Below are 24,078 nucleotides of genomic sequence, written 5' to 3' on the forward strand. Positions count from 1 at the left end.
CAGCCTTGCCGTCAGGGGACCAAGCCGCGATAGAGTGATTTCAACAACGCGTGCGCCCGCTCCGGAGAGTGCCCATCCATCTCGCGGGGCAATTTGGCAACGTCGCTCTGCTCGATCTGAGCTTTCAAAATTTCATCGAGCTTTGCCAACCCGGGGGCACCGATCAGACGACGTATGTCATGCCCCAGCATTCGTGCTCCGCTGTCCTCGTAATCGAAGTCTTCCGACTCGGCCCATTCGCTGAAATCGTTCCAGAATCGTTCTTTATTGTCTGGAAGCGCAAGATAGTTCCTGAAGATGAGATTCAAATCCGCCGCGTCCTTGCGCGGCGCACGCTGATGTCGGTCGTGCCACGCAATGATCTTCAGAAGCGCGAGCGCCGCCAGGCTCACAATGTGAATTTTCACGTTCCCTGGCAGCAGAACCTGTTCCGACGACGCAAGTGACTCCTGAAACCCGTACACATCCATGATGGTGTCACCCGTGGGCGGCCAGGCGATGGTCCGGTCACTTCTTTCGATGCTTCCAAATGGGACCAGGTCGATCTTGATGCCGTTGGCATGCACGAGTCGGTGCTGATTTCCTTCGACAGCCCGAAACGCTCCGGACTCGATCAAGCGTCGTTTCAGCGCATCGAATGCAGCCCAAGTGTCGATAGCAAAGGCGAAGTCCACGTCTTCCGTGCGCCTTTGCTGCGGAACTCCAGCCCCGTAATGCAAATGCAGGTCGCGAGCGAACGCACCCACAACGATGCCCGCCATGCCTGACTGCGTGAGTACGTGCACGACAGCCGCTGCCACTTCACTGTGCAGACTCAACTCACCGCGCTGGGAAAGATCGAGCAAGGATGTCCTCGTAAATCATTTGAGCGGATTCAATGCAACGCGCATCGCCGGTGGCCAGCAGGTCGGCGTAAACGAGCGCCGGCGGCACCGTCACCCAGGGCTTTTCGTGCCACGCAATGTCTCCCCAGAAGGGCTTGCGAATCTCGACCAGATTGTGGTCCGTGCCGTGGCTGGCAGTCGACATGCGATGCTCGACCATCAGCCGTGCCGGTGGCTTCCCGGCGTACAGCGTGAGTACACCTGGCTCCAGGTGCTTTGTCAGTAGCGCCGCCGCGGGCTCACCGCCCCATGCCGCTCGATCCGCTTGCAGATCCCATTTACGCCAGCTCGCAAAGGCTGGCGTCACCAATGTCCGCATGAGTTGTTTGGGGCGTAGCTTGCTCGCATAGGCGAGTGACCATGCATCGAGCAAGCGCCTGGTGGCGATGAGCTTGCGACTGTTGCCCATGATGTGAAGGTGCTCTGCCTGTTGCAGCCCGGCCAGCACTCCAGGAAGCACGCCTAGAGAAACGTTCGCAGCCACCGCTATTTCTCTATAGGGAGCCGCCGCCAACGCCGGTTTGCAGATGAAAGCAAACAGTGTTTTCAAACTCGCGGCAGTGAAAGCATCGACTGGCTTCTCGGGCAACGTGGTCTTATCTGGCTTGCGACCCGTGATCAGCACGAACATCCCGGGAGCATCGAGATAAGCGTTGCCAGCCGCGTCCACGAACTGCTGCTTGAGCGCCATCAGTCGATCCCCGACCGGCGGTGTGATGTATGGAGCTGCGAGCAGCGGCGGCTTCTTGGTCAGTTTTCCCCATTGCTCGAGCTGCGTGACCACGGCGCCCAGAGTCTGAGGCGTGACCTGTTGCTTTACTTCAACCGCATAGTCGACATGTCGCTTGTCCTTGGTAACACGAAGCCACGCATCGATGCGTTCTTCGCGACGAGCATCCTTAACGACGACAAGCAGGCCCCGATCTCGCAAGTGGGTGGCTACCTGCTCCATCACGGTGGCTTCGGTGTCGTTCACTTTTGTACCTTGTTCACAAAATGTGAACACGACGCCATTATGAACAGACCGCCGCCGCCGTTCAAATCCGTCTGGTGTTCATTTTTTGTGAACAAGCCATAAAAGTGAACAAGGCGATCTATGCTCTTCCGTAACTAATTGATCTGCATTGCTTTTTATAGGCCAGACATCTGCCCGACGATGACTCGTGGCAGCAGCGCGCAGAGTCCCCGCATTGCGCGGGGACTCGCTTGCATCCTCTAGCCGAGCGACTTCACCAGAGCGCCATTCACCCGCACGCCTTCGAGGCGGACGCTGCGTGTGTACTTCACGATGCTGGGCTGGGTGACTTCATTGAACTCGCAGTCTTTGAGAGTGATGTCGTCCACCGGCGCCTTCGGCAAGCCCTGAGAATCCAGCACTCGCCCGGCTTTGGCGACCCGCATCCGCTCCACTACGATGTTTCGAAGTCTGGGCGTGAATGCACCGTTCGCGCCTTCTTCGTAGTTGAAGTCGCACGTGATCGCAGCGCGCCCGACTTGACCCACGTCGATATCGCGGTAGTAGAAGTTCTCCAGCAGCCCGCCACGCAATGCATTGTTCTTGAACCGGATCGCATACCAAAGATCCGGACTGTCCATGTGACACTGTTCCGCGAACACCCAACGTGCGCCGCCCGAGATCTGGCTGCCGACGACCACGCCGCCGTGCCCTGCCTTCATCCGGCAGTTGCGAATCAAGATGTTCTGCGAGGGCACGTTGAGACGCCGTCCATCCGCATTGCGCCCCGAGTTCACAGCGATGCAGTCATCGCCGGTATCGAACGAACAGTCTTCGACGAGCATGTGATCGACCGACTCGGGATCCATGCCGTCGTTGTTGGGCCCGTGCCCGAACACATCCACGCCTCGCACCGTCACATTCCGGCACAGCACCGGATGAATGTTCCAGAACGGCGAGTTGCGCAAACGGACGCCTTCGATGAGCACGTTCTCGCAACGATACGGCTGGATGAACGGCGGGCGCAGATAGCCGCCTTCGCCGAAAACGCGCTTCTCCGGCGGCACACCGGCCTCGGTCATATTGAAGAGCTCGGTGCGTGCCTTGAGCTGCGTCGGCAGGCCTTTGCCTTCGACCCAGCCATGATCCACGGTGCCGCCCCAGCGCCCCTTCCATGGCCACCAGTTCTTTGCGCTACCTTGCGCATCGAGGATGCCCTTGCCGGTGATGGCAATGTTCTTCTGCTCGAAGGCGTAAATGAGCGGCGAATAGTTCATCAGCTCCATGCCCTCCCAGCGCGTGAACACCAGCGGATAACTCGCCGGGTTCGTATCGAAGCGGAGGGTCGCGCCATCGACGACATGCAGCTCGACGTTGCTCTTGAGATGGATCGCACCGGTGAAGAAGGTGCCGGCCGGCACTAACACTCTTCCGCCGCCCGCCGCTGCGCAGGCTTCAATTGCCTTCGCAATCGCAGCCGTGTTCGAGGTGGCGCCATCGGGCACTGCGCCGAATTTGGTGATGTCGAAGATGCGATCGGGAAAGGTCGGCGGCCGAATGTTTCGCGCGATGTCGGCCGCTCGCTCCCACGCTTCTTCCGAACTGGTCGCCGCCGGCACTTTGCCCGAGGCCATCAGGGCAACGGCGCCGGTTCCCGCGACGAAGGTCCGTCTATTCATCGATGTGCGCATTCGTACCTTTCCGAGATGAACGTCGGGGTATCTTCACACACCGCGCAACCCGATGGCGCATGCCGCGCGACTTGCGGCCCCGATGCGATGGTATACGATATACCACCATGAGAATCACCGCCATCGCCTCGCTCGCCGCCCTGCTCTTATCTTCTGACCTGTCGGCGGCGAGCGCCGCTGGCGAAACCACTTTCTGGCTCGACCAGGTCGATCTCAAAGCCATAAAACAGCGGCGCGGTGTGCCGCTCGCGAATCTCGCGGTCGGCGGCGGCAAGCTGATCATGGATGGCAAGACTTACGAACGCGGCATTGGCACCCGCTCGATCAGCGAGCTGGTGCTCGACCTGCACGGCGAAGCCACGCGCTTCAGCGCGGTGGTCGGACTCGATGACAGCGCCAACGATCGCAAACGCGAAGGCACGGTCCGCTTCGAAGTGTGGGTCGACGACAAGCAGGCCGCGGACACCGGCATTCTCAAAGTCGGCGATGCGCCCAAAACATTCGATGTGAATCTCACGGGCGCACGCACGATTACGCTGCTGTTGGACGACGGCGGCGACACGAGCAATGGCGACCTCGCCAACTGGGCGAACGCACGAATCGAGCTGGCATCGGCCACCTCACGCCGCCCCACTCCCTATGTCGCTCCGCCGGCGCCGATGCCCAAGATCGCCTCGACTACATCATCGAAACCTGCGATCCACGGCCCGCTGGTTTATGGCGCGACACCGGGCCGTCCTTTCCTGTATCGGATTCCTGCAACGGGCGCAGGCACGCTGCGCTTCGCAGCCGACAGCTTGCCTGCGGGCCTGCGACTCGATCCCGCGACAGGCATCATCACGGGACAACTCGCGAAGGAAGGCACGACCGACCTGCAATTGAAAGTGACGAACGCCGAGGGCAGCGCGACTCGTCCTTTCCGCATCGTCGCGGGCCAACACAAACTCGCGCTCACGCCACCGATGGGCTGGAACTCCTGGAATGTGTGGGGCACCGCCGTCGATGACGCGAAAGTACGCGCCGCTGCCGATTGGCTCGTGCGCTCGGGACTGGCCTCGTATGGCTACAACCACATCGTGATCGACGATGCGTGGACCAGCGGCCGCGATGACAAAGGCGAGCTGAAACCGAACGAGAAATTCCCGGACATGAAGGCGCTCGCCGATTACATCCATTCGAAAGGACTCAAATTCGGCATCTATTCATCGCCCGGACCGAAGACCTGCGGCGATTTCCAAGGCAGCTACCAGCACGAGGCGCAGGATGCAGCGACGTTCGCGCGCTGGGGCGTCGACTTCCTCAAATATGACTGGTGCTCATACGACGACGTCGCGCAGGATCGCTCGCTCGCCGAACTGAAGAAGCCCTATCGAATCATGGGCAACGCACTGGCCGCCCAGAATCGCGACATCGTGTTCAACCTGTGCCAGTACGGCTATGGCGACGTTTGGAAATGGGGCGGCGAAGTCGGTGGGCACATGTGGCGCACGACCGGCGACCTGCTCGACATGTGGGCCAATCTCGACAGCGTCGGCTTTCGTCAGGCCGGGCGCGAAAAATATGTGAGCCCCGGCCGTTGGAACGATACCGATATGCTGGTGGTCGGCCCTGTCGGCTGGGGACCGGACTTGCATCCGACACGACTGACGCCCGACGAGCAAGTGCTGCATATCACGCTGTGGGCAATGCAAGCCGCGCCATTGTTCATCGGCGCCGATCTGTCGAAGCTCGATCCGTTCACGATCGCGCTACTGACCAACGATGAGGTTCTGGACGTCAATCTCGACGTGCTGGCGAAAGCAGGCGGCCGAGTGTGGTCGAAGGATCGCACGGAGATCTGGTCGCGACCGCTGGCTGACGGCACCATCGCGGTCGCCCTGTTCAATCGCGGCCTCGACTCTCACCGCATCGAAGCGCGCTGGTCCGACCTCGGACTCAAGGGCACGCAACCGGTTCGCAACCTCTGGGAACGACGCGATCTCGGTAACTTCGACGGCGGTTATGCGATCGAGGTGCCGAGTCATGGAGCAGTCATGCTGAAGATCGGGCAGGCCAAGTGATGCGTAGCTCACACATGTTTGTATCTGTGATGTTGGCCTCGGCGTTGGCCGCGCCCGCCCTCGCCGCGCCGGATGCAGCGGCCGTCCGCCGCTCCGTTACGCTCCGCGACGACTGGATGTATCTCACTCGTGACGTTGCGGAACCCGTCGAATGGAGTCATGAAGGCAAACGATTTCACTATCGCAAGACCGTCGAAGGCGGCTTCGCTTTCGTTGAAATCGATGTGCGCACACAGAAGCGCCGCGCACCGTTCGACGCTGGGAAGCTGGCTATCGCGCTGAGCGATGCGACCCAGCAGCACGTCGAGCCACTGCGCCTGCCGTTCGAGACGTTCGAATATGCGGATGAGAACCGCGCGATCACTGTGACGGTTAGAGACGAGCGCTGGACGTGCGGCATTGTGAACTTTGCGTGTTACAAGGCCGAACCCACAGACAGGAATCGCCCACGCGCCTTCGGCGTGGTCCGCGATTTGGAAGTGCCGGCAGACAATCATCCGCGCAAGTCGCCGGACGAAAAGTGGGAGGCGTTGGTCGAGGACGACAATGTCGTCGTCCGCGCCGTGGGATCGAAGGATGTGTTCGCACTCAGCACTGACGGAACGCCTGGCAACTTCTACGATCCCGAAACCCTGGCCTGGTCGCCCGACTCGACGCGACTCGTCGCTTATCGTGTGCGGCCGGGCTTTCGGCGGATCGTCACTCGGGTCGAAGCAGCCCCATCGAATCAGCTGCAACCGGCGCTCCGCGAGCAGCTCTATCCGAAGCCCGGCGATGCGGTCGATATCGAGCAACCCGTTTTGTTTCATGTTGCCGAGCGTCGCCGGATCGACATCGACAACGCGCTCTTCCCCAATCCCTATGAGATGTCCCAGCCCGCATGGCGCAAGGATGGCCACACGTTTGTCTTCGACTATGAGCGCCGCGGACATGGTCAGGCACGGGTGATCGAAGTCGATGGTCAGACGGGCGCACCGAAGGCCGTGATCACCGAAGATGCCAGGACCTTTGTGTATGCCGATCGTCGCTATCGACACGATGTTGGCGACGACGCACGAGAGATCGTTTGGATCTCCGAACGCGATGGCTGGCGACACCTATATCTCGCGGACGCTGCTACCGGCGCGCTGAAGCAGATCACCCGTGGCCCGTGGGTCGTCCGCGACGTGCTCAAGGTGGACGACGCGCAGCGACGCATTTGGTTTTCGGCCAGCGGCATGGATGCCGGCAAAGATCCGTATTTCAAACATGTGTTTCGGATCGACTTCGACGGCGCCAATCTCACCCGACTGACGACGGCCGACGCAACACACGAAGTTCGGTTTGCGCCCGACATGTCCGCCTACGTCGATACCTATTCGCGAGTGGACCTGCCCACCGTATCCGAGCTTCACCGTGCAGACGGCACACTGATCGCGACGCTCGAACGCGGCGATATCTCGCGCCTGACCGCCGCCGGCTGGAAACCGCCCGAGCCCTTCGTAGCCAAGGGACGCGATGGCACGACTGAGATTTGGGGCTTGATCGTGCGTCCGCGCGACTACGATCCCGCAAAGAAATATCCGGTGCTCGAAAACATCTACGCCGGCCCACACGACAGCTTCGTGCCCAAGACCTTCTGGCCGTTCGGCTTCCATTCCGGCGGCGACAAAGTCATCGGCATGCAGGCGCAAGCCGATCTCGGCTTCATCGTCGTGCAAATCGACGGCATGGGCACCGCGAACCGCTCCAAAGCCTTTCATGACACCGCATGGAAGAACCTCGCCGACTCCGGCTTCCCCGACCGCATTCTCTGGCACAAAGCGCTCGCCGCTCGCGATCCTTCCTATGACATCAGTCGCGTCGGCATCTACGGCGCCTCCGCCGGTGGCCAGAGCGCGCTCAATGCATTGTTGTTCCATCCTGACTTCTACAAAGCCGCGGTTGCATACGCAGGCTGCTACGACAACCGGATGGACAAGATCAGCTGGAATGAGCAATGGCTCGGCTGGCCCGTCGACGCAAGCTACGCCGCCGCCTCGGGCGTCGACCACGCCGCCAAGCTGCAAGGTCAGCTCTTGTTGATCGTCGGGGAGCAGGACTCAAACGTGGATCCCGCTTCGACGATGCAGGTCGTCGATGCGCTGATCAAAGCCGACAAGGATTTCGAGCTGTTGGTGGTGCCGGGCGCGGAGCACAGCGTGGGGAGATCGACGGGGCCGATTCCGTATGTGCAGCGGAGGCAGTTCGAGTTCTTTATGCGGGCGCTGCGGGCCACGCAAGGGACCGGCGCGGCAGGCGCGCAAAGCGATCTAAGTCCCTAATTTGAAAGTGGTGGCCGGGGTCGGAATCGAACCAACGACACGCGGATTTTCAGTCCGCTGCTCTACCAACTGAGCTACCCGGCCATGCTGGGGTGGCCCGGACCGAGGGTCGGGGCCTGGAGGTGGCTTCGGCGGCATGCGCCGGAGCGGGCGCGTATTAGAGCGGGGGCTCGGCAAGGCGTCAAGAAAAACGAGTGGTCGGGAGGCAAATCGGCCCCCACCCGACATCCGGATGGCGACCGCACCTGCTCTCGGGCCACAAATGCGCACGGAAATGCCGGCGCGGGCTGTCAGGTTTGGGGTTCTATACTCTGCGGCTCGCGCATCGCGGCTAACCCCTCGGTTTACTTAGGTTTGCAACTTTTCGGTGCGATCGGGCGTTGTTGGGGGCGACTCCTTGGACAAGGATGCGCACCCGGCAGACATCCAGGTCCCATATATAAGGAGTCCCTTCATGGCAGCGGTCTATCCGGCAGCCACTCCCGTCATCGATCGCTCCCACGAACCCCTGGCCTGCCGCTATTCCCGCATCCGCGAGACGTCGGTCAGCATTTGCAGCCCGCTGGAGATCGAGGATTACGTGGTGCAGAGCATGCCGGACGCGAGCCCGGCGAAGTGGCACCTGGCGCACACCAGCTGGTTCTTCGAGCAGTTCCTGTTGCGCCCACTGTTGCCTGGCTATCAGCCCTTTCAAGCCGGGTTTGAAGTGCTGTTCAACTCGTACTACCAGGCTGTTGGCCCGATGCACCTGCGCCCGGAGCGCGGCTTGCTCACTCGGCCGACCGTCAAGGAAGTGCTCGCGTACCGGCAGCACATCGACGAGCACATGCTGAAGCTGCTCGATTCGCGCAGCGACGATGACGACCAGTTCGAGCCGCTGGTGACGCTAGGCATGAATCACGAGCAGCAGCATCAAGAGCTCATGTTCACGGATATCAAGCACCTGTTGTCGAAGAACCCATTGCTGCCCGCTTACACGCGCAAGCCACAACCGGCGACCGAAGTGCGCACCTCGGAGCCGCTGCAGTTCCTGACGTTCGAAGGCGGCATTCGAGAGATCGGCGCGACTGGCAAGCACTTTTGTTTCGACAATGAGACCCCACGTCATCGCACTCTGGTGGAGCCCTACGCGCTCGGCGATCGTCTAATGACCAATGGCGAGTATCTGGAGTTCATTCGCGACGGCGGCTATCGACGCGCCGAATTCTGGTTGTCTGACGGTTGGAGTACGGTGACTCAGGAAAGCTGGACGCGGCCGTTCTACTGGACGCCGTCGCTCGACGCCGAATTCACATTGCGAGGCTTGCAGCCGTTGGACGCGGCGGCGCCGGTGCATCACTTGAGCTACTACGAAGCCGACGCGTTCGCTCGGTGGGCGAATGCGCGACTGCCGACGGAAGCCGAGTGGGAGCTTGCCGCCGAATCGTTGCCCGTCCGTGGAAACTTATTGAAGAGCGACATGCTCAAACCGTTGCCTGCCGGCGATCAGCCTGGCTTGAAACAAATGTTTGGCGATGTCTGGGAGTGGACCGCGTCTCCTTATGTCGCGTATCCCGGCTATCGGCCCGTGAAAGGCGCGCTCGGCGAGTACAACGGCAAGTTCATGTGCAGTCAGCTGGTCCTGCGCGGCGGCTCGTGTGTGACACCGGCCGATCATGTGCGCGCAACGTATCGGAATTTCTTTTATCCCCAGGCTCGTTGGCAGTTCATGGGTGTGCGCCTGGCGCGCGACCTGTAATTGAAGGAAGGACAATGGCAAAGCATCCGAGCACCGTTCCCGCCAAATCCACTCAGGACGCCCTGACCAACGATGTACTGGACGGTCTGAAGAAAGAGCCGAAGGAACTGTCGCCCGTCTGGTTCTACGACGAGTTGGGCTCGTTCCTGTTCGACAACATCTGCGAGCTGCCCGAGTACTACATCACTCGCACCGAGCTGCAGATCATGCACGGCCATGCAGCCGAGATGGCGCAGCACATCGGTCCGGAAGCGGCGTTGATCGAGTTCGGCAGCGGCACCAGTTTGAAAACGCGGTTGCTGCTGGATCGGCTGGAGCAGCCGCTGGCCTACGTGCCGGTCGATATTTCGCGCGAACACTTGTTCCAGGCCGCCGGCGCGCTCGCGAAGGATTATCCACAGCTGCACATCGTGCCGGTGTGCGCCGATTTCACGCAAAACTTCGAGCTGCCGCAGTTCGTTCGTAGTGCGCAGCGTCGCATCGTTTATTTCCCCGGCTCGACGCTGGGGAATTTCGATCGCCCGCAGGCGCGCGAGTTGCTCGCTCGCATGCGGGACTTGGTTGGTAAGAATGGCGCGGTGCTGATCGGCATCGATCTGCGCAAAGATCCTCGCGTTCTCGAGCGTGCCTACGACGACGCAGCTGGCGTGACGGCGGAGTTCAACATCAATGCTCTGCGTCATGTGAATCGCGAGCTCGGCGCTGACTTCGACCTCGACGCCTTCGATCATCTCGCCGTGTGGGTGGAGAACGAGAGCCGCATCGAAATGCATCTGGTCAGCAAGAAGGATCAGACCGTGCACCTCGGTGGCGAGAAAGTGCGCATCGGTCGCGGCGAGCATCTGCGCACCGAGTATTGCCACAAGTACACGCTCGACTCCTTCGGCGAACTGGCAGCGACCGCCGGCCTGGCAGTCAAGCGAGTGTGGATGGACTCCAACAAGCTGTTCAGCGTGCAACTGCTGGAGCCCGCACGCCTGCAGTAGAACCGCCGACGGACCTGCGGAGTTGAGCCGGAAGGTAAACCCACGTATGGTCCACGGTCATGTCGGAATCCGCTCCTAATATGCAGGGGTGGGCGCTGTTTCTCGATGTCGATGGCACGCTGCTGGAGCTGGCCGAGACACCGCAGGGAGTGCACGTGCCCACCCACCTCAAACATTTACTCGAAGATGTCCGCTGGCGCCTCGACGGGGCGCTGGCGCTGGTCAGCGGCCGCAGTCTCGCGAATCTCGACGGCCTGTTCTCGCCGTTGAAGTTCATTGCCTCGGGCGTACATGGTTGCGAGCGACGCACCGCAGATGGGCATGTGTTACGCCCCGAAGTGGACGCAGCGACGATCGCGCGTGTGCGCGGCCAGCTTGCTGAATTCGTGCGGGGTCACGAAGGTCTGCTGCTAGAAGACAAACACTACGCCGTCGCCATGCATTTCCGCCGTGCCCCTGAAATGCAGGACGAGGTCTATCGCATCATGAACGAAGTCCTGACGCACCTCGGCCCGACGTTCGCGTTGCAAGCGGGCAAGAGCGTGCTGGAGCTGCGACCCGGCGCGTGGACCAAAGGCAGTTCGATCACGTCCTTCATGCAGGAAGCGCCGTTCGCCGGGCGCATCCCTGTGTTCATCGGAGACGACGTCACTGACGAAGACGCGTTCGAAGTCGTGAACGAGATGAAGGGTGTGTCGATTCGCGTGGGCCAGGCGGCTGCTACTCGCGCGAAGCATCGGCTGGGCAGTGTTAGTGAAGTGTTGCGTTGGTTGCAGACTGTTCCGCCGGTCGTTCCACCTCAGCCAGCTCAGTAGCCCATGGCGTTCGATCCCTCATTCGGCATCGAGGAAGAATTCTTCCTCGTCGATGCCCAGACCGGGCTGCTGGGCACGCCCTCGCTCGATCGGTTGATGAGCGACGCGCAGGCCAAGCTCGGCGATGTCGTCACGTCGGAGTTGTTGCAGTCACAGATTGAGATTGCGTCGCCGATCCTGCGCAGTCACGCGGAGGCGAGCGAAGTGATGTCGCGAACTCGGCGCGTGCTGAGCGAGGTCGTGGCGGAGCATGGGCTGAATATCGTCGCGGCGAGTACGTATCCGCTGGGCGTGTGGCAAGAGCAGCTCGTTACCGAGAAGCGACGCTACGACAAGTTGATTGCCGACTTTCGAATCATCAGCCAGCGCAATCTGGTTTGCGGGCTGCATGTTCATGTGGCCATTCCCGAGACGATCGACCGCGTCGACGTGATGAATCGGGCGATGCACTGGCTGCCGGCGTTTCTTGCGCTGAGCACGTCGTCGCCGTTCTGGAATCACCGCGTTACTGGCTTGCTGAGCTATCGGCAGGCGCTCTATGACGAGTGGCCGCGCAGCGGCATCCCGGATTTCTTTCGGGACGAGGCCGACTACCAGGCGTTCACGGATCGCATGCAGGCGGCCGGAGCGATCAGCGACTCGACGCAGCTATGGTGGGCGATTCGGCCGGCGTTGCGATATCCAACGCTCGAGATGCGAATCGCCGACGCGTGCACGAGACTGGAAGATGCTTTGGCAATCGCCGCCCTGTATCGCGCGCTGGTCGCTACGTTGGTGGACAATCCCGACATGGGCAAGGAGCGCAGCACGCATACACGGCGGCTCATCGATGAGAATCGGTGGCGCGCCAAGCGGGATGGAATCAACGCGAAGTTCATCCTCGAGACGTCCAACGAGGTGGTGCCGGTTGCAACGGTCGTCAGCGATTTGATTGCCGCATGCGGCGAGCAGATCGATCGGCTCGACTGTGCGGAAGCGCTGAAGCCGATCGATCGCATTCTCAGCGAGGGGACAAGCGCGCACGAGCAACTCAAGATCTATAACGACCGTCGTGCGGCGGGGGATGAGAGTTGGGAGGCGCTACTGAAAGTCGTCGAGTGGCTCAAGGTGACTACTTTGCGCTGACGCCTGCTAATGCCGCGGCTGTGGCGCGAGCCATGGAAAGTTCTTCATCGGCGCGCACGGCGAGCAAGTGCACGCGTGAGCCAGCGGCATTGAACGCAGCGACGGGTTGCTCACTCGATAACTTCACACGCTCATTGCTCGCGACATCGAGCACGGCGCCCATGAACTCCAGCCGCTCCGAGCAGCGACGCCGAATCAGAGCATTGTGCTCTCCGACGCCAGCCGTGAACGCGATGGCATCCGCTCCACCCATTCCTGCCGCGTACGCGCCGATGTACTTCCGAACGCGGTGCACGTACAGGTCGATGGCCAACACACCATCCTCATCGCCGACGCTGGCCCGACGCGCGATCTCTCGCATGTCGTTCGTTCCAGCGAGTCCTTTCAACCCGGATCGTTTGTTGAGCAAGTCATCCAGCTCATCCGCATCGAGATGACTTTCGCGACGCAGTTGTAACAGCACGCCCGGATCGACATCCCCTGCCCTCGTTCCCATGACCAACCCTTCGAGCGGCGTCATTCCCATACTTGTGTCGACACTCCGCCCACCTTCGATGGCAGTGACGCTCGCGCCATTCCCCAGGTGGCAAGAAATGACTCGCAGCTTCTTCACATCAGTCCGCAAGTAAGCGGCGACGCTGTGAGCCACATGTTCGTGATTGATCCCATGAAAGCCAAAGCGACGAATGCCAAATCGCCGGCGGATATCGAGCGGCAACGCATACTCACGCGCATGAGCGGGCAGCGCGGAGTGAAACGCGGTATCGAACACGGCGAAGTGAGGAACGCCAGGCAACGAAGCCATGGCGCGACGAATGGCTGCGAGCGCCGGCGGGTTGTGCAATGGCGCGAGGTGGTTCAGTTGCTCGATCTCGTCGAGCACAGCATCGTCCAATCGCGCTGGATCGCGAAACTTCTCGCCGCCGTGGACCACGCGATGAACCACCGCCTCGGGCGACAGCGAAGCATCCAGTGCCCGATACCTCGCCAGCAATTCATCGACCGCAGCCGCCATATCCGAACCGATGTTCTCGATCTGGATTTCTTGCAGGCGACGGTCGTGCGCCGTATCGATCAGGGCGCTTTTGACCGAAGAGCTGCCACAGTTCAGGGCAAGGACGCGCATGACGGAAAAATACCACCCTCCAGGCCGGGCTTGTACACTGCACTGGAAGATCAACGGAGACCCGCATGCATCGTTCCGTAAAAATCAAAAGCATTCTCGCCGGCGGCGTACTGACGCTCGCCATCCCGATGGTCGGAAGCGCCGACGTAGCGCCAGTGGATGTAGCGGCAAAAGCGGTCGAGCCGCACGTGATCGAATGGCGACGCCACCTGCACGCCAATCCCGAGCTGAGCAATCGAGAGGTGAAGACCGCGGACTTCATCGCGAAGCGTTTGAAGGCGATGGGCCTGGAAGTGAAGACCGGCATCGCTCACACCGGCGTGGCTGCACTGTTGAAGGGCGGCAAGCCGGGCAAGACCATTGCACTGCGCGCCGACATGGACGCGCTGCCCGTTACCGAGCAAAACGACCTGCCGTTCCGCTCCAAGGTAACGACCGAGTTCCGGGGCGAGAAAGTCGGCGTGATGCATGCCTGCGGTCACGACGGGCACGTCGCGATTCTGCTCGGCGTCGCCGAGGCTCTGGTCAAGATGAAAGACTCCCTGAGCGGCCAGGTGCTGTTCGTCTTCCAGCCGGCCGAGGAAGGTCCGCCCGAAGGTGAGCGTGGCGGCGCGAAGCTGATGATGGAAGAAGGGTTGTTCAATATCGCCAAGCCCGACGCGATGATCGGCCTGCATTTGATGGCCTCGCTCAACACCGGCGTGATCGGCTACAAGCCGGGCCCGCTGATGGCAGGCTCGGACTATTTCACGATCGTGGTGACTGGCGCGCAGACTCACGGCTCGCGGCCGTGGGGAGGCGTCGATCCCATCACGGTGTCGGGTCAGATCATCACCGGCCTGCAGACCATCGTGTCCCGTCAGATCGACATCACCCAAGTGCCCGCGGTGATCACGGTCGGCGCCATCAAGGGCGGCATTCGTTTCAACATCATCCCGGACTCGGTGGAAATGGTCGGCACGGTTCGCAACTTCGATCGCGCGATGCGCGATGACATCGTCAAGCGCATGCAGACCACTGCCAGCAACATCGCCGAAGCCAGCGGTGCGAAGGCTGAAGTGAAGTTCCGTTCCGACGTCTCGCTGCCGCCGGTCGTCAACGACCTGGAACTGACCGACCGCGCGGTGCCCTTGTTCGAACAACTGGTCGGCAAGGACAATGTGACCCAGATCACCCTGCAGACCACGGCCGACGATTTCTCGTTCTTCGGCACCGAAGTGCCGTCGATCTACTTCTGGGTAGGCATCACACCGCGCGACAAAGACCCGGCCAAGGTGCCGTTCAATCATTCGCCGCTGTTCTATCTCGACGAGGCCGGATTGATCACCGGCGTACGGGCGATGCTGGCGCTGACCACGGATTTCCTGGCCCGCTAACCCCCGGCCCGAATGCGAGTCGCGTCACAAATCCAGACGATACCGATGGCTATCGGTCATAACGCGACATTCGTACTTGCCGCAAACTCACCTACTGACTGTACTGCGCGCCTCGGGAGGAAACGCATCGCTTGGAGTGGCGGTGAAACAATCAAGAAACCTGCTCGCAGTCATCGCCGGACAGAGCTCGGTGGTCGCGATCCTGGTGCTGGTATTGATACTGGCCGTCGCGGGCGCACCGTTGCTGCAACAAAAGAAGGTGGTGGCGGAGAACATCGGCACGGAAGTCGCCATTACCAAGGCCTATGCGCTCAGCGAGGCCTTGTTGTCCCATGCTGTCCCGGGACAATCGTTAGACACGTTCAATCAGGCTTTCACGGCGCGCCACTTCGCGGGCGTGTTGAGTGGCGCCCAGGCTGAGCCAAAGGACGAGATAGCGTCGCGGGCGGTCGCGGCGCTTCGTAACAACGCCAGCCAGCCGTTCGTCCATTTCCAGGACCTGGCTGGAACGCCGCATTTGTTTTATGCGGTGCCGGATCAGGCCGGGGGCGCGCTGCTGATCGATCTGACGCTGACCCGCGAGCAGGCGACCATCTACCGTTTCTTCGGTCAGTCGTATCTCTCCTCCAGCGCGCTGGGCTACATCCTGGTCGGTCTGCTGCTGCTCGGTGTGTTCGGCTTGCGTCACTATCTGCGCTCGTTGATCGAGCTGCCCGAGGATGAGCGCCGTCGTGTCATCCGCCAAGGTCTGGACGGCGCGCCCCGGAACCGTCGCAATCTGCTGCCCTGGCTGTTCGGCATCTGCGCGCTGGTATTCGCGGCCGATCTGGTCAACGTACAGGATTCGATCATCGGCATCGGCTACGTGCTCGCGGTGATCCTCGCTCTCTCCTCGAACCGTCATTGGCATGTCGGCGTGATTGGTTTCGTCAGCGCCGTGTGTCTGCTCGTGTCGCCCATCCTCTCGTCGTATCACGGTGGCTGGTGGGCCTATCTCGAAAGCCATGCGGTCGCAGTGTTTGCAATCTTCGTCACCGCGTTCTTCGGCTCCGCCAACATGCGCAAGACGCAGACGGAGACGGTGGCGCTGGCCGAGGCCATGCGCTCTCGCAACGAGACTGCCGAGCTGCGCGCCGCGCTGGAACGCGCCGAGGCTGCCGAAAGTAACAATCGCCGCATGGTCGAGCGCATGCGCATGGCGAACGAGTCCGCCCGCCTGTCCGTCTGGGAGTGGGACGTCACCCAGGACTGGCTGGTGATCGACGAAGGCTGCCCGATGCTCAAGCGCTGCGGCGGCATGCGCGCGTTCAAGGGCACGGAGTACACGCGCAAGTTCGTGCATCCAGACGAACAGGTTGCATGGAACGAGATGTTTCGGCAGGCCGTGCGCAGCAATACCACGGTCATTGCCCAGCGCTATCGCATGATCGACGCGGGCGGCACCACGCGCCACATTCAGACGCACGCCCGCATCCTGCGGGACGATCGAGGCCGCGCAGTCAGCGTGCTTGGCATCGACTGGGATGTCACCAAGGAAGAGCGGGCGAAAGAAGAAATCTCACGCCAGGCAACCGAGATCAAGGAGGCGCAGGAACGTTTCCAGCGCGCCGTGTCCGGTACGCAGGACGCGCTGTTCGAGTTCAATCTGCAGACCGGCGAAATCTGGCACTCCCCGCAGTTCCGCAAGATGCTTGGCTACGACGGCAGCGAACGCAACGACGAAGGTCGGCCCGAAGCGTTCGTGCATCCCGATGACGGCGCCATCGTCGGCAAGGCGATGAGCGATCATCTGCAGCGTCGCATTCCTTACGACATCGAATACCGTCTGCGTAAGAAAGACGGCGAGTGGTTGTGGGTGCGCTCGCGCGCCAGCGCCGAGCGCGATGAAGACGATCGGCCGCTGTGGCTGGCCGGTTCGATTCACGACATCTCGCACGAACGCGCCGCCCGCGTCGCGATGGAACGCGCAGCCGAGGAAGCCGAAGAAGCCAGCCGCGCCAAGAGCTCGTTCCTGGCCACGATGAGCCACGAGATCCGCACGCCGATGAACGGCATCATCGGCATGACCGGTTTGTTGCTGGATACCGGCCTGGATCGGGTACAGCGCGATTACGCCGAAACCATCCGCGCCAGCGCCGACTCGCTGCTGACCATTCTCAACGACATCCTGGATTTTTCGAAGATCGAAGCCGGCAAGCTCGACATCGAGAACATCGAGCTCGACCTGCGCTCCAACGTCGACGACGTCGGCTCCATCATGGCGTTCCAGGCCGCGGCCAAGAGCCTGGAGCTGGTGGTCAATGTCCGGCCCGAAGTGCCGGAGCGCGTGCTCGGCGATCCGCAGCGCATCCGTCAATGTTTGCTCAACCTGGTCGGCAACGCGATCAAGTTCACCCAGACCGGCGAAGTCGTGCTGGAAGTCGGCTTGCTCGGCCGCCAGAACGGTCGCGCGCTGATGCACTTCGAAGTGCGCGACACCGGCATCGGCATTCCGCGCGAGTCGCTGGATAAATTGTTCCAGCCATTCATTCAGGCGGACTCTTCGACCACGCGTCGCTTCGGCGGCACCGGTCTGGGCCTGTCGATCGTTCGCAAGCTGGTCGAGATGATGGGCGGCCAGACCGGCGCGCAGAGCGAAGTCGGCAAGGGCTCGACGTTCTGGTTCACGCTGCCGGTCGAAGAGCCGGCCGGCATGGGCGATTACGTGCCCGAGCATGCAGCGATTCACCAAGGTCGTCGCATCCTGCTCGTCGACGACAACGAGACCAACCGTCGCGTGCTGTCGAGCCAGATGGTTCACGCCGGCTACGAAGTAGTGACGGCGTCGCATGCTCACGAAGCACTGGCCATTCTTCGTTCGGGTCGGGGCGCGTTCGACGCGGTCGTGCTCGACTATCAAATGCCCGACATGGATGGCTCCATGCTCGGCGAGCAGATCATGAGCGCGCGCGACATTCCGCCGACGCGTCTGGTGTTGCTCACATCGCTGGATCGTTCCGGCGATATGCAGCGCTTCGCGGACATCGGCTTCTCGGCGTATCTCACCAAGCCGGTGCGCACTCGCGAGCTGCTGGATTGTTTGAATCGCGCGCTGTCACGCGGGCCTGAAGACTGGCACATGCGCAGCCAGCCCATCATCACTCGCGGCACGCTGGTCGCGAACGAAGTCAAACGGATGTACTCGGGCCGTGTACTGCTGGTCGAGGACAACGCGATCAATCAGCGCGTCGCGCGCCGCTTCCTGGAGCGCCTGGGTTGCGAAGTGCACGTGGTCGGCGACGGCAAGCAAGCCGTCGATGCTTTTGCGTCCAACAGCTACGGCTTCATCCTCATGGACATGCAGATGCCGGTGATGGACGGCTTGGAAGCCACGCAACGCATCCGCCAGATCGAAGGCGAAGAACGCCGCACGCCGATCGTCGCGCTCACCGCGAACGCGATGATGGGCACGCTGGAGCGCTGTCTCGAAGCCGGCATGGACGATTACCTCACCAAGCCGCTCGACATCTCACGCCTGCAGGACGTGCTGGATCGATTCATGGGCGCGGCGTCGTCGGACCTGGAGCCGACGGTCATCGCGTCGATGACGCGCAACCTCGATGAATCGCTCAAGGCGCGCCTGCAGGAAGTCGCGGGCGACGACGAGGAGTTTGCGGCCGAGCTGGTCAGCGCCTTCATCATGAGCGGCGAGGAAGCGATTCTGGAACTGCGCGCGGCCGCGCATCGCCAGGATCTCGATCAACTAGCCCGCGCAGCTCACAAGCTCAAAGGTGCGGCGAACAACCTGCATGTGGCTCGGCTGGGATTGCTCACTGCGGACGTGGAAACCCGAGCGCGCGGCGGCGGCCGCAACGATTGGAGCGAAGAGCTGAAGATGATTTCGGCGGAATTCGAGCGCGTCTCGGATCAGCTGCGCGCTCTGCTCGACAAGCAGTGGCAGAGGAAGGCGGGCTGAACTACTCGCCTTCGGGTTTGAATTCCGCGGGTTTGTCCGAGCCGCCGCCGAAAAAGAATTTCTCCATCTCCTGGACCAGGAACTTGCGGGCCTTGGGCTCGATGGGCGTGAGGCGGTATTCGTTGAGCAGCATCGTCTGGTGCTTGAGCCAGCGCTGCCACGCCTCCTTGGAAACGTTCTCGTAAATGCGCTGCCCGAGCTCGCCGGGATACGGCGCGTAGTCGAGCCCTTCGGCTTCGACTCCCAGCAACACACACTTCACCATTCTGGCCATAGCGATTCCACCTTACTTCCGGCGCAGCCACATCTCGGCGACCAGCCAGTTCAACACCCAACTGCTCCACGCCACGATGGGGAACGCAACATCGAAGTTCAACCCGCCCAGCTGCAGCAAGCCGAGCTCGAGGCGCAAAGTCACCGCGGCGAATGTGAGCGAATAATTGCGGATCATCCAGCGTCGATGCGCCACGAAATCCCGGCGGCGAGCAGACCCATAGGCCTGCGCTCCGGTGTACAACCAGAACACCGCGAGAATGCCGAAGCCGATGACCCCAGGATTGCCGCCAACACTCGTCGGCGCAAAGTATAGCCCGCCCAGCGCGCCGCTCAGCACCGCCAGCAGATACATACGACCCGTCCAAACGTGGACACGCGGCCAGCGTACCCGTACGCGGCTCAAGAACTGCCACGGCCCGAGCACGACGGCAATCGCTCCGCCGAGCGTATGCATCCAGCCAGCAATCTCAGTCGCAATGAACCGCGACTTGATGCCCGGATGACCGTAGGCGTCGATGCTCATGAACAGGACTGCATTGGCGGCGGCGAGCATCGCGCCGAGCAGCATGAATGCCCAGCCCACCTGCAGCCATCGCGAGCGACTCACATCCTGTGGGGCAATCACGCTCATTTGCTAACTCTGTTCGGTGAGGCCGCGAATCAGATCGACCGCCGGCTTGGCCAGGCCGATCTTGGCAGGCTGTTTCACGTCGTACCAGCAATAACGCTCGGCGTCGGCAATCGCAGGCTGTTCGCGCGCATCGCGCACTAACAGAGGCTGCAATGTGAGATCGAAGTGAGTGAACGAATGTGAGTACGGCGGCAGCGCCTGGGTCGCCAGCGAGGAGTCGCCAGTGTGTCGCTCCATCCAGGCGCTGGCATCTTCTCGCGTATCGAACTGAGGAAACGTCCACAGACCGCCCCAGATGCCCGTCGGCGGTCTACGCTCCAATAAGACTGCGCCGTCGGCTCGTTGAAGAATCGCAGCGTATGCCGCGCGTTCCGGCCGTTCCTTGCGAGGCTTGGGCGTCGGCAGGATGGCCTGCATTCCTTCGCGTCGCGCGACACAGAACTCGTGCATGGGACAGACAACGCATGCGGGTCGTGAGCGGACGCAGACCGTCGCGCCCAGATCCATGATGGCTTGCGTGTAGTGCGCCACTCGTTCCGCCGGGGTGCAGTCGTCGGCAATCGACCATAACTCACGTTCGACCGCAGTCTCGCCAGGGAACCCTTCGATGCCGAAGCAGCGAGTGAGCACGCGCTTGACGTTGCCGTCGAGAATGGGATGTCGCTGGGATTTCGAGATCGCGAGAATGGCGCCCGCCGTCGAGCGGCCGATGCCCGGCAACGCTTGAACCGCGTCGAGCGTCTCCGGGAACTCACCGCCATGTTCGGCGACGATGGTTCTCGCAGCCTTGAGCAAATTGCGCGCTCTGGCGTAGTAACCCAGGCCAGTCCACAGATGCAGCACTTCATCGTCATCGGCGGCGGCCAGCGCCCGCACGTCCGGAAAGCGCTGCATGAAGCGCTCGTAGTAAGGAATGACGGTGGTCACCTGCGTCTGTTGCAACATGATCTCGGAGATCCAGACGCGGTAGGGCGTGATCTGCTGTTGCCAGGGCAGATGCTTGCGACCGTGTATATCGAACCAAGCCAGCAAGGCGCTGGCGAATTTCTCGCCAGCCGGACGGGCAGCAGCGCCGGCACGCCCACGCTCGGTGGCGTCCGATAGAGTCAACTGATTGGCGATGGCGGGCTTGGCGGCAGCTGGCATGGCCGGAATGATGCCATGCCGGCGCGAAACACGGACCAGGTGTCGTGGCCTCCCCGAGGCCACGACAACGCCGCATGCGTATCAGGGCGGCGTAGCCGCCGGATCCCGGGCTTTTTCCTCGACGTTCATGAACAGGTCCCGGGTCTCGTTCTCCAGCGTCCGCAGCAGCATGCGCCGTCCGCCGAGAGCTGGCACCCAGAAGCCGGGGACCACGTTGGTCACATACTTCACACGGGTCGCCCCGTGGTGTCCGGTGGACAGCTCGCTGCGCGTCTCGCTGAACTTCACATCGCTGCGTTCGGGGTCGGCGACCGCCAGCAGCGCGTACTTCGATTCCTGCACGCGCTCGACGCGAGTGACATTCCGGCAGAACCAGCCAAAGCAGACTTCGACCGTCGTTTCCAGGGTGACGGTGTCGGGCGCGGGCCGCTCCAGGATCTTGGACTCGAGGATGCGATGGTTGAGCGAGGGATAATCGGCGTAGTCCCGCAATACCTCATCGACGCGCTCGATGGGCGCATCCAGCGTGACTATCAGCTCGTATCTGAAGTGCTTGTCGACGTAGCGGGCTTCGCTGCGCTCGATATTGAAGGCGCCCGCAGCGGGCGCCGACAAGAGCAGCGCCGCGGCGAGCAGAGCATGACGATGCGGCCAATCTGACTTCGAAGCTGCCATCCCGCGACCCGGAAATATGTGCGCGACACTCACAGCGTAAGTCGCCCGCCATGGCGCTTTAGTTTCAACGGTTGAACAAATCCTTGAGCTTGTCCTTCAACTTCTCCTCGACCTTGTCCCTTTCCTTGTCGACTCGCTGCTTGAGCTCGTTCTTCAGGTAGCCCTCCAGATCGGGGCGCACCTTCGGATCGCTGAGCGAGCCGGTGATTTTCACCGGGATCTCCGCATCGACCAGATCCTGCACTTGCGCGGCATCGGCGCTTTCGCGCGGGATCTTCAGCACCGCGGCGATCAGCTTGTAGTCGAGCGTGCTGGCGGGAACATCGACCGTGCCCTGCCCCGTCACCTTCAGATACTGCATGGCGACGTTCAAGTCGTTGTTGGACAGCACGCCGTTCTTCATCACACCGCTGCCAGTCAGCGCGGTGAACGGCGTGCGCGCCGGGCCGCTGCGCTCCGGAACCGCCTGCTGTTTCAGCACGGCGCGGGCACGGCGGATTTCATACCAAAGATCGGTGCCTTCGAGCGCGCCGTCGGCCACTTTGAAATCGACTGTGCCGTCGAGCGTCTTCATCACATCGTCGGTGTTCTTGCCCGAGCCGGCCAGCTTGATGTTGGCGGCGCCCTTGCCGGAAACACGATCGGTCTCGAAGAAATCTTTGAACAACGGCGCGAAGTCGACGCCGCTGATGTGCTCGTCGAGCGTGATGCGGGCCACGTCGCCGGTTGCATCGATGCCGATGTCGCCGCTGTAATTGCCGCCGTACATCGAGGCCTGCGAGGGATTGAAGCGCACCTTGCCGTCACGCGCATTCACACCGAGTTTCAACTTGGTGAACTTGATGCCGGCGAAGATCGCCTCGCCCACCTGCAGCTGACCGCGTGCATTCAACGTCCGCAACATCTCCACCGGAATCGGCGTCGGCGGCTCGTCGGCGGCAGCCTTGGTTGGCTGCTCGACCGGCGGCGGCAGGTAGCGATCGGCGTTGATGCGATCGACATTCAGATCGAAGCGCAGCGCCTTGGCATCGAAGTCGGCGACGCCGAGCATGCCCTTCGCGATCGTGTCATCGAGTTGCAGAACGATGTCGCCCACGTCGGCGCTCGACTTGGTCATCGACACCGTGCCGGAGAAACTCAGTTTCTCGAACACTTTCGGATCGCTGGTCGCGGGCAGCGACACACCGAGCTTCGGCGCCCAGGTGCGCAGCGACACTTGATCGAGCTTGAGCGGACCGGTCAGCGCCGGCGCGTCGAGAATTTCCTTGCCGGTGAGCGAGCCGGTCAGATGGCCGCCGGCCAGGTCCAGATCGAGGCCGGTGAGCTCGAGGGTCTGCGCGGCGAGGTTCGCGTTGAAATCTTTCGCTTGCAGGATGACGGGCACGCCGGCGCTCGGAAAGCCTTCACCCTTCCAAGTCGTATTCACGGTCAACGCTTCGAGACGATACAGCTCCTTCGCGACATCGGCGCTCAGTGCGTTGGCGGCGATCTTGACCGGGATGCCTTCCTGCGGATAACCCTGACCGGTGATCGTGACATCGATCTGCGGCTTTTCCAGCCGATGCGCGTTGGCTTCGAGATCCGCCGTCACCTTGGTCGCAAGCTTCACCTTCGCGGACAGCGACGGTTCCTGATCGAGCACGAAATCGGTGGTCAGATCGAACGGCTCGCCCGACGCAAGGCGGCCGGTCTTGAGATTGAAGTCGCGAACCACACGGCGCGTTTTTTCCTGGCGGTTCTCCACGGTGACCGCGGCGTCCTCGATCTCGAGGCCGGCGATGGTCGGCACTTCCATGGACTTCTCGTCGGCAGGCGGCGGTGCAGTTTCTTCTTTCTGCTCGCCCAGGTCGGCCCAGTTGTTACGACCTTGCTCGTCGGTGATGAGCCGGATCCGCGCACCGGCCAGACGCACGTCGCCGACTTCGACCTTGCCCTGGATCAGTGGCAGCAGGCGCACGCCGACCCGCGCTTCCTGAATGGAAACGAATGGCTCGTCGCCGAAGCCGGGGGCATCGCCCAGGCTCGCGGGACCGGCCTTGAGCGCCAGCCATGGAAAAATCGACAGGTGCAGATCGCCGCTCAGGGTCAGCTGCCGACCGGTCTTGCTCTCGACGATGCGCTCGATATCGTCGCGATAGTCGTTCGGATCGACGAACAACACCACCGCCAGCAGCACCACGACGATCAGCGCCACGATGCTGCCGACCACGATTCCGGCGATCTTCAATGCCCGCATGTCTGCTCCTTTGTGAGCAAGGTCACAAGCTACGGGATTCTAACAGCCGGGATGCGGGACTAGTTCACACTGGACCCGTTAAGGCCATCCCTGAAAATCC

17 protein-coding genes and 1 tRNA gene are annotated in these 24,078 nt (G+C 61.8%); 8 read left to right on the forward strand and 10 right to left on the reverse strand.

Annotated elements, in window-relative coordinates:
* Positions 1-11 precede the first annotated feature (11 nt).
* The 3 genes from GYH35_RS21225 to GYH35_RS21235 all read right to left on the reverse strand — a co-directional run bounded on the left by GYH35_RS21225 (position 12) and on the right by GYH35_RS21235 (position 3,518).
* Positions 12-761 carry a nucleotidyl transferase AbiEii/AbiGii toxin family protein gene (locus GYH35_RS21225; RefSeq protein WP_161829444.1) on the reverse strand — a complete coding sequence of 250 codons (750 nt, stop codon included), beginning with the start codon at positions 759-761 and terminating at the stop codon, positions 12-14.
* A gap of 58 nt (positions 762-819) precedes the next feature.
* The gene (locus tag GYH35_RS21230) at positions 820-1,860 is read right to left on the reverse strand and encodes a type IV toxin-antitoxin system AbiEi family antitoxin (protein WP_161829445.1); all 1,041 of its coding nucleotides are present in this window, start codon (positions 1,858-1,860) and stop codon (positions 820-822) included.
* 239 nt (positions 1,861-2,099) lie between these two features.
* On the reverse strand, positions 2,100-3,518 hold the full coding sequence (locus GYH35_RS21235; protein ID WP_202624470.1) for a glycoside hydrolase family 28 protein: 1,419 nt from the start codon (positions 3,516-3,518) through the stop codon (positions 2,100-2,102).
* Between the two features lie 119 nt (positions 3,519-3,637).
* Between GYH35_RS21235 and GYH35_RS21240 the strand changes: the two genes are divergently transcribed.
* Together GYH35_RS21240 and GYH35_RS21245 are read left to right on the forward strand one after the other, a co-directional pair.
* Positions 3,638-5,590: an NPCBM/NEW2 domain-containing protein gene (locus GYH35_RS21240; protein WP_161829447.1), complete on the forward strand. Its 1,953-nt coding sequence runs from the start codon at positions 3,638-3,640 to the stop codon at positions 5,588-5,590.
* A 14-nt stretch (positions 5,591-5,604) separates the two neighbouring features.
* Positions 5,605-7,893: a S9 family peptidase gene (locus GYH35_RS21245; protein ID WP_202624471.1), complete on the forward strand. Its 2,289-nt coding sequence runs from the start codon at positions 5,605-5,607 to the stop codon at positions 7,891-7,893.
* Positions 7,894-7,901: 8 nt separating this feature from the next.
* On the opposite strand, the gene GYH35_RS21250 is transcribed toward GYH35_RS21245, so the two are convergent.
* Positions 7,902-7,977 (reverse strand) — tRNA-Phe (locus GYH35_RS21250).
* A 370-nt stretch (positions 7,978-8,347) separates the two neighbouring features.
* Between GYH35_RS21250 and egtB the strand changes: the two genes are divergently transcribed.
* Genes egtB through GYH35_RS21270 form a run of 4 tightly spaced genes read left to right on the forward strand, consistent with a single transcriptional unit; the run spans position 8,348 to position 12,557 of the window.
* Entirely contained in the window at positions 8,348-9,631 is a 1,284-nt protein-coding gene (egtB, locus tag GYH35_RS21255) for an ergothioneine biosynthesis protein EgtB (RefSeq protein WP_161810628.1), read from the forward strand.
* Positions 9,632-9,645: 14 nt separating this feature from the next.
* Positions 9,646-10,617, forward strand: a complete 972-nt coding sequence (gene egtD / locus GYH35_RS21260) for an L-histidine N(alpha)-methyltransferase (RefSeq protein ID WP_161810627.1) — start codon at positions 9,646-9,648, stop codon at positions 10,615-10,617.
* A 59-nt stretch (positions 10,618-10,676) separates the two neighbouring features.
* Positions 10,677-11,432 carry a trehalose-phosphatase gene (gene otsB, locus GYH35_RS21265; RefSeq protein ID WP_161829448.1) on the forward strand — a complete coding sequence of 252 codons (756 nt, stop codon included), beginning with the start codon at positions 10,677-10,679 and terminating at the stop codon, positions 11,430-11,432.
* A gap of 3 nt (positions 11,433-11,435) precedes the next feature.
* Complete coding sequence (locus GYH35_RS21270; RefSeq protein WP_161829449.1) at positions 11,436-12,557, forward strand: carboxylate-amine ligase; 1,122 nt, start codon at positions 11,436-11,438, stop codon at positions 12,555-12,557.
* Here GYH35_RS21270 and GYH35_RS21275 read toward each other — a convergent pair.
* Positions 12,544-13,683 carry an acetate/propionate family kinase gene (locus GYH35_RS21275; RefSeq protein ID WP_161829450.1) on the reverse strand — a complete coding sequence of 380 codons (1,140 nt, stop codon included), beginning with the start codon at positions 13,681-13,683 and terminating at the stop codon, positions 12,544-12,546. The genes GYH35_RS21270 and GYH35_RS21275 overlap by 14 nt on opposite strands.
* A 65-nt stretch (positions 13,684-13,748) precedes the next feature.
* Here GYH35_RS21275 and GYH35_RS21280 point away from each other — a divergent pair, with 65 nt between their 5' ends.
* Together GYH35_RS21280 and GYH35_RS21285 are read left to right on the forward strand one after the other, a co-directional pair.
* Positions 13,749-15,059, forward strand: coding sequence for an amidohydrolase (locus GYH35_RS21280; protein ID WP_161829451.1), 1,311 nt, complete (start codon positions 13,749-13,751; stop codon positions 15,057-15,059).
* A 142-nt stretch (positions 15,060-15,201) separates the two neighbouring features.
* Entirely contained in the window at positions 15,202-19,014 is a 3,813-nt protein-coding gene (locus GYH35_RS21285) for a hybrid sensor histidine kinase/response regulator (RefSeq protein ID WP_161829452.1), read from the forward strand.
* 1 nt (position 19,015) lies between these two features.
* Here the strand turns inward: GYH35_RS21285 and GYH35_RS21290 are convergent, their stop codons facing one another.
* The 5 genes from GYH35_RS21290 to GYH35_RS21310 all read right to left on the reverse strand — a co-directional run bounded on the left by GYH35_RS21290 (position 19,016) and on the right by GYH35_RS21310 (position 23,978).
* Positions 19,016-19,288, reverse strand: a complete 273-nt coding sequence (locus GYH35_RS21290; protein WP_161810621.1) for an oxidative damage protection protein — start codon at positions 19,286-19,288, stop codon at positions 19,016-19,018.
* Between the two features lie 12 nt (positions 19,289-19,300).
* Positions 19,301-19,921, reverse strand: a complete 621-nt coding sequence (locus GYH35_RS21295) for a DUF2306 domain-containing protein (RefSeq protein WP_161810620.1) — start codon at positions 19,919-19,921, stop codon at positions 19,301-19,303.
* 3 nt (positions 19,922-19,924) lie between these two features.
* Positions 19,925-21,067, reverse strand: a complete 1,143-nt coding sequence (gene mutY, locus GYH35_RS21300) for an A/G-specific adenine glycosylase (protein ID WP_161829453.1) — start codon at positions 21,065-21,067, stop codon at positions 19,925-19,927.
* Between the two features lie 81 nt (positions 21,068-21,148).
* Positions 21,149-21,742 (reverse strand): SRPBCC family protein, encoded by a 594-nt coding sequence (locus GYH35_RS21305; protein ID WP_161829454.1) that lies wholly within the window; start codon positions 21,740-21,742, stop codon positions 21,149-21,151.
* 64 nt (positions 21,743-21,806) lie between these two features.
* Positions 21,807-23,978, reverse strand: a complete 2,172-nt coding sequence (locus GYH35_RS21310) for an AsmA family protein (protein ID WP_161810617.1) — start codon at positions 23,976-23,978, stop codon at positions 21,807-21,809.
* Positions 23,979-24,078 lie beyond the last annotated feature (100 nt).

Origin of the sequence: Steroidobacter agaridevorans (assembly GCF_009932555.1) — a bacterium.
Classification (GTDB): domain Bacteria; phylum Pseudomonadota; class Gammaproteobacteria; order Steroidobacterales; family Steroidobacteraceae; genus Steroidobacter; species Steroidobacter agaridevorans.

Excerpts from the sequence above, each read along its gene's own strand:
- GYH35_RS21290 (WP_161810621.1), bottom strand. The coding sequence starts at position 19,288 with ATGGCCAGAATGGTGAAGTGTGTGTTGCTGGGAGTCGAAGCCGAAGGG.
- otsB (WP_161829448.1), top strand. The coding sequence starts at position 10,677 with ATGTCGGAATCCGCTCCTAATATGCAGGGGTGGGCGCTGTTTCTCGAT.
- GYH35_RS21240 (WP_161829447.1), top strand. The coding sequence starts at position 3,638 with ATGAGAATCACCGCCATCGCCTCGCTCGCCGCCCTGCTCTTATCTTCT.
- GYH35_RS21310 (WP_161810617.1), bottom strand. The coding sequence starts at position 23,978 with ATGCGGGCATTGAAGATCGCCGGAATCGTGGTCGGCAGCATCGTGGCG.
- GYH35_RS21280 (WP_161829451.1), top strand. The coding sequence starts at position 13,749 with ATGCATCGTTCCGTAAAAATCAAAAGCATTCTCGCCGGCGGCGTACTG.
- GYH35_RS21270 (WP_161829449.1), top strand. The coding sequence starts at position 11,436 with ATGGCGTTCGATCCCTCATTCGGCATCGAGGAAGAATTCTTCCTCGTC.
- GYH35_RS21245 (WP_202624471.1), top strand. The coding sequence starts at position 5,605 with ATGTTTGTATCTGTGATGTTGGCCTCGGCGTTGGCCGCGCCCGCCCTC.
- GYH35_RS21225 (WP_161829444.1), bottom strand. The coding sequence starts at position 761 with ATGGCGGGCATCGTTGTGGGTGCGTTCGCTCGCGACCTGCATTTGCAT.
- egtD (WP_161810627.1), top strand. The coding sequence starts at position 9,646 with ATGGCAAAGCATCCGAGCACCGTTCCCGCCAAATCCACTCAGGACGCC.
- egtB (WP_161810628.1), top strand. The coding sequence starts at position 8,348 with ATGGCAGCGGTCTATCCGGCAGCCACTCCCGTCATCGATCGCTCCCAC.
- mutY (WP_161829453.1), bottom strand. The coding sequence starts at position 21,067 with ATGCCAGCTGCCGCCAAGCCCGCCATCGCCAATCAGTTGACTCTATCG.
- GYH35_RS21275 (WP_161829450.1), bottom strand. The coding sequence starts at position 13,683 with ATGCGCGTCCTTGCCCTGAACTGTGGCAGCTCTTCGGTCAAAAGCGCC.
- GYH35_RS21305 (WP_161829454.1), bottom strand. The coding sequence starts at position 21,742 with ATGGCAGCTTCGAAGTCAGATTGGCCGCATCGTCATGCTCTGCTCGCC.
- GYH35_RS21295 (WP_161810620.1), bottom strand. The coding sequence starts at position 19,921 with ATGAGCGTGATTGCCCCACAGGATGTGAGTCGCTCGCGATGGCTGCAG.
- GYH35_RS21235 (WP_202624470.1), bottom strand. The coding sequence starts at position 3,518 with ATGAATAGACGGACCTTCGTCGCGGGAACCGGCGCCGTTGCCCTGATG.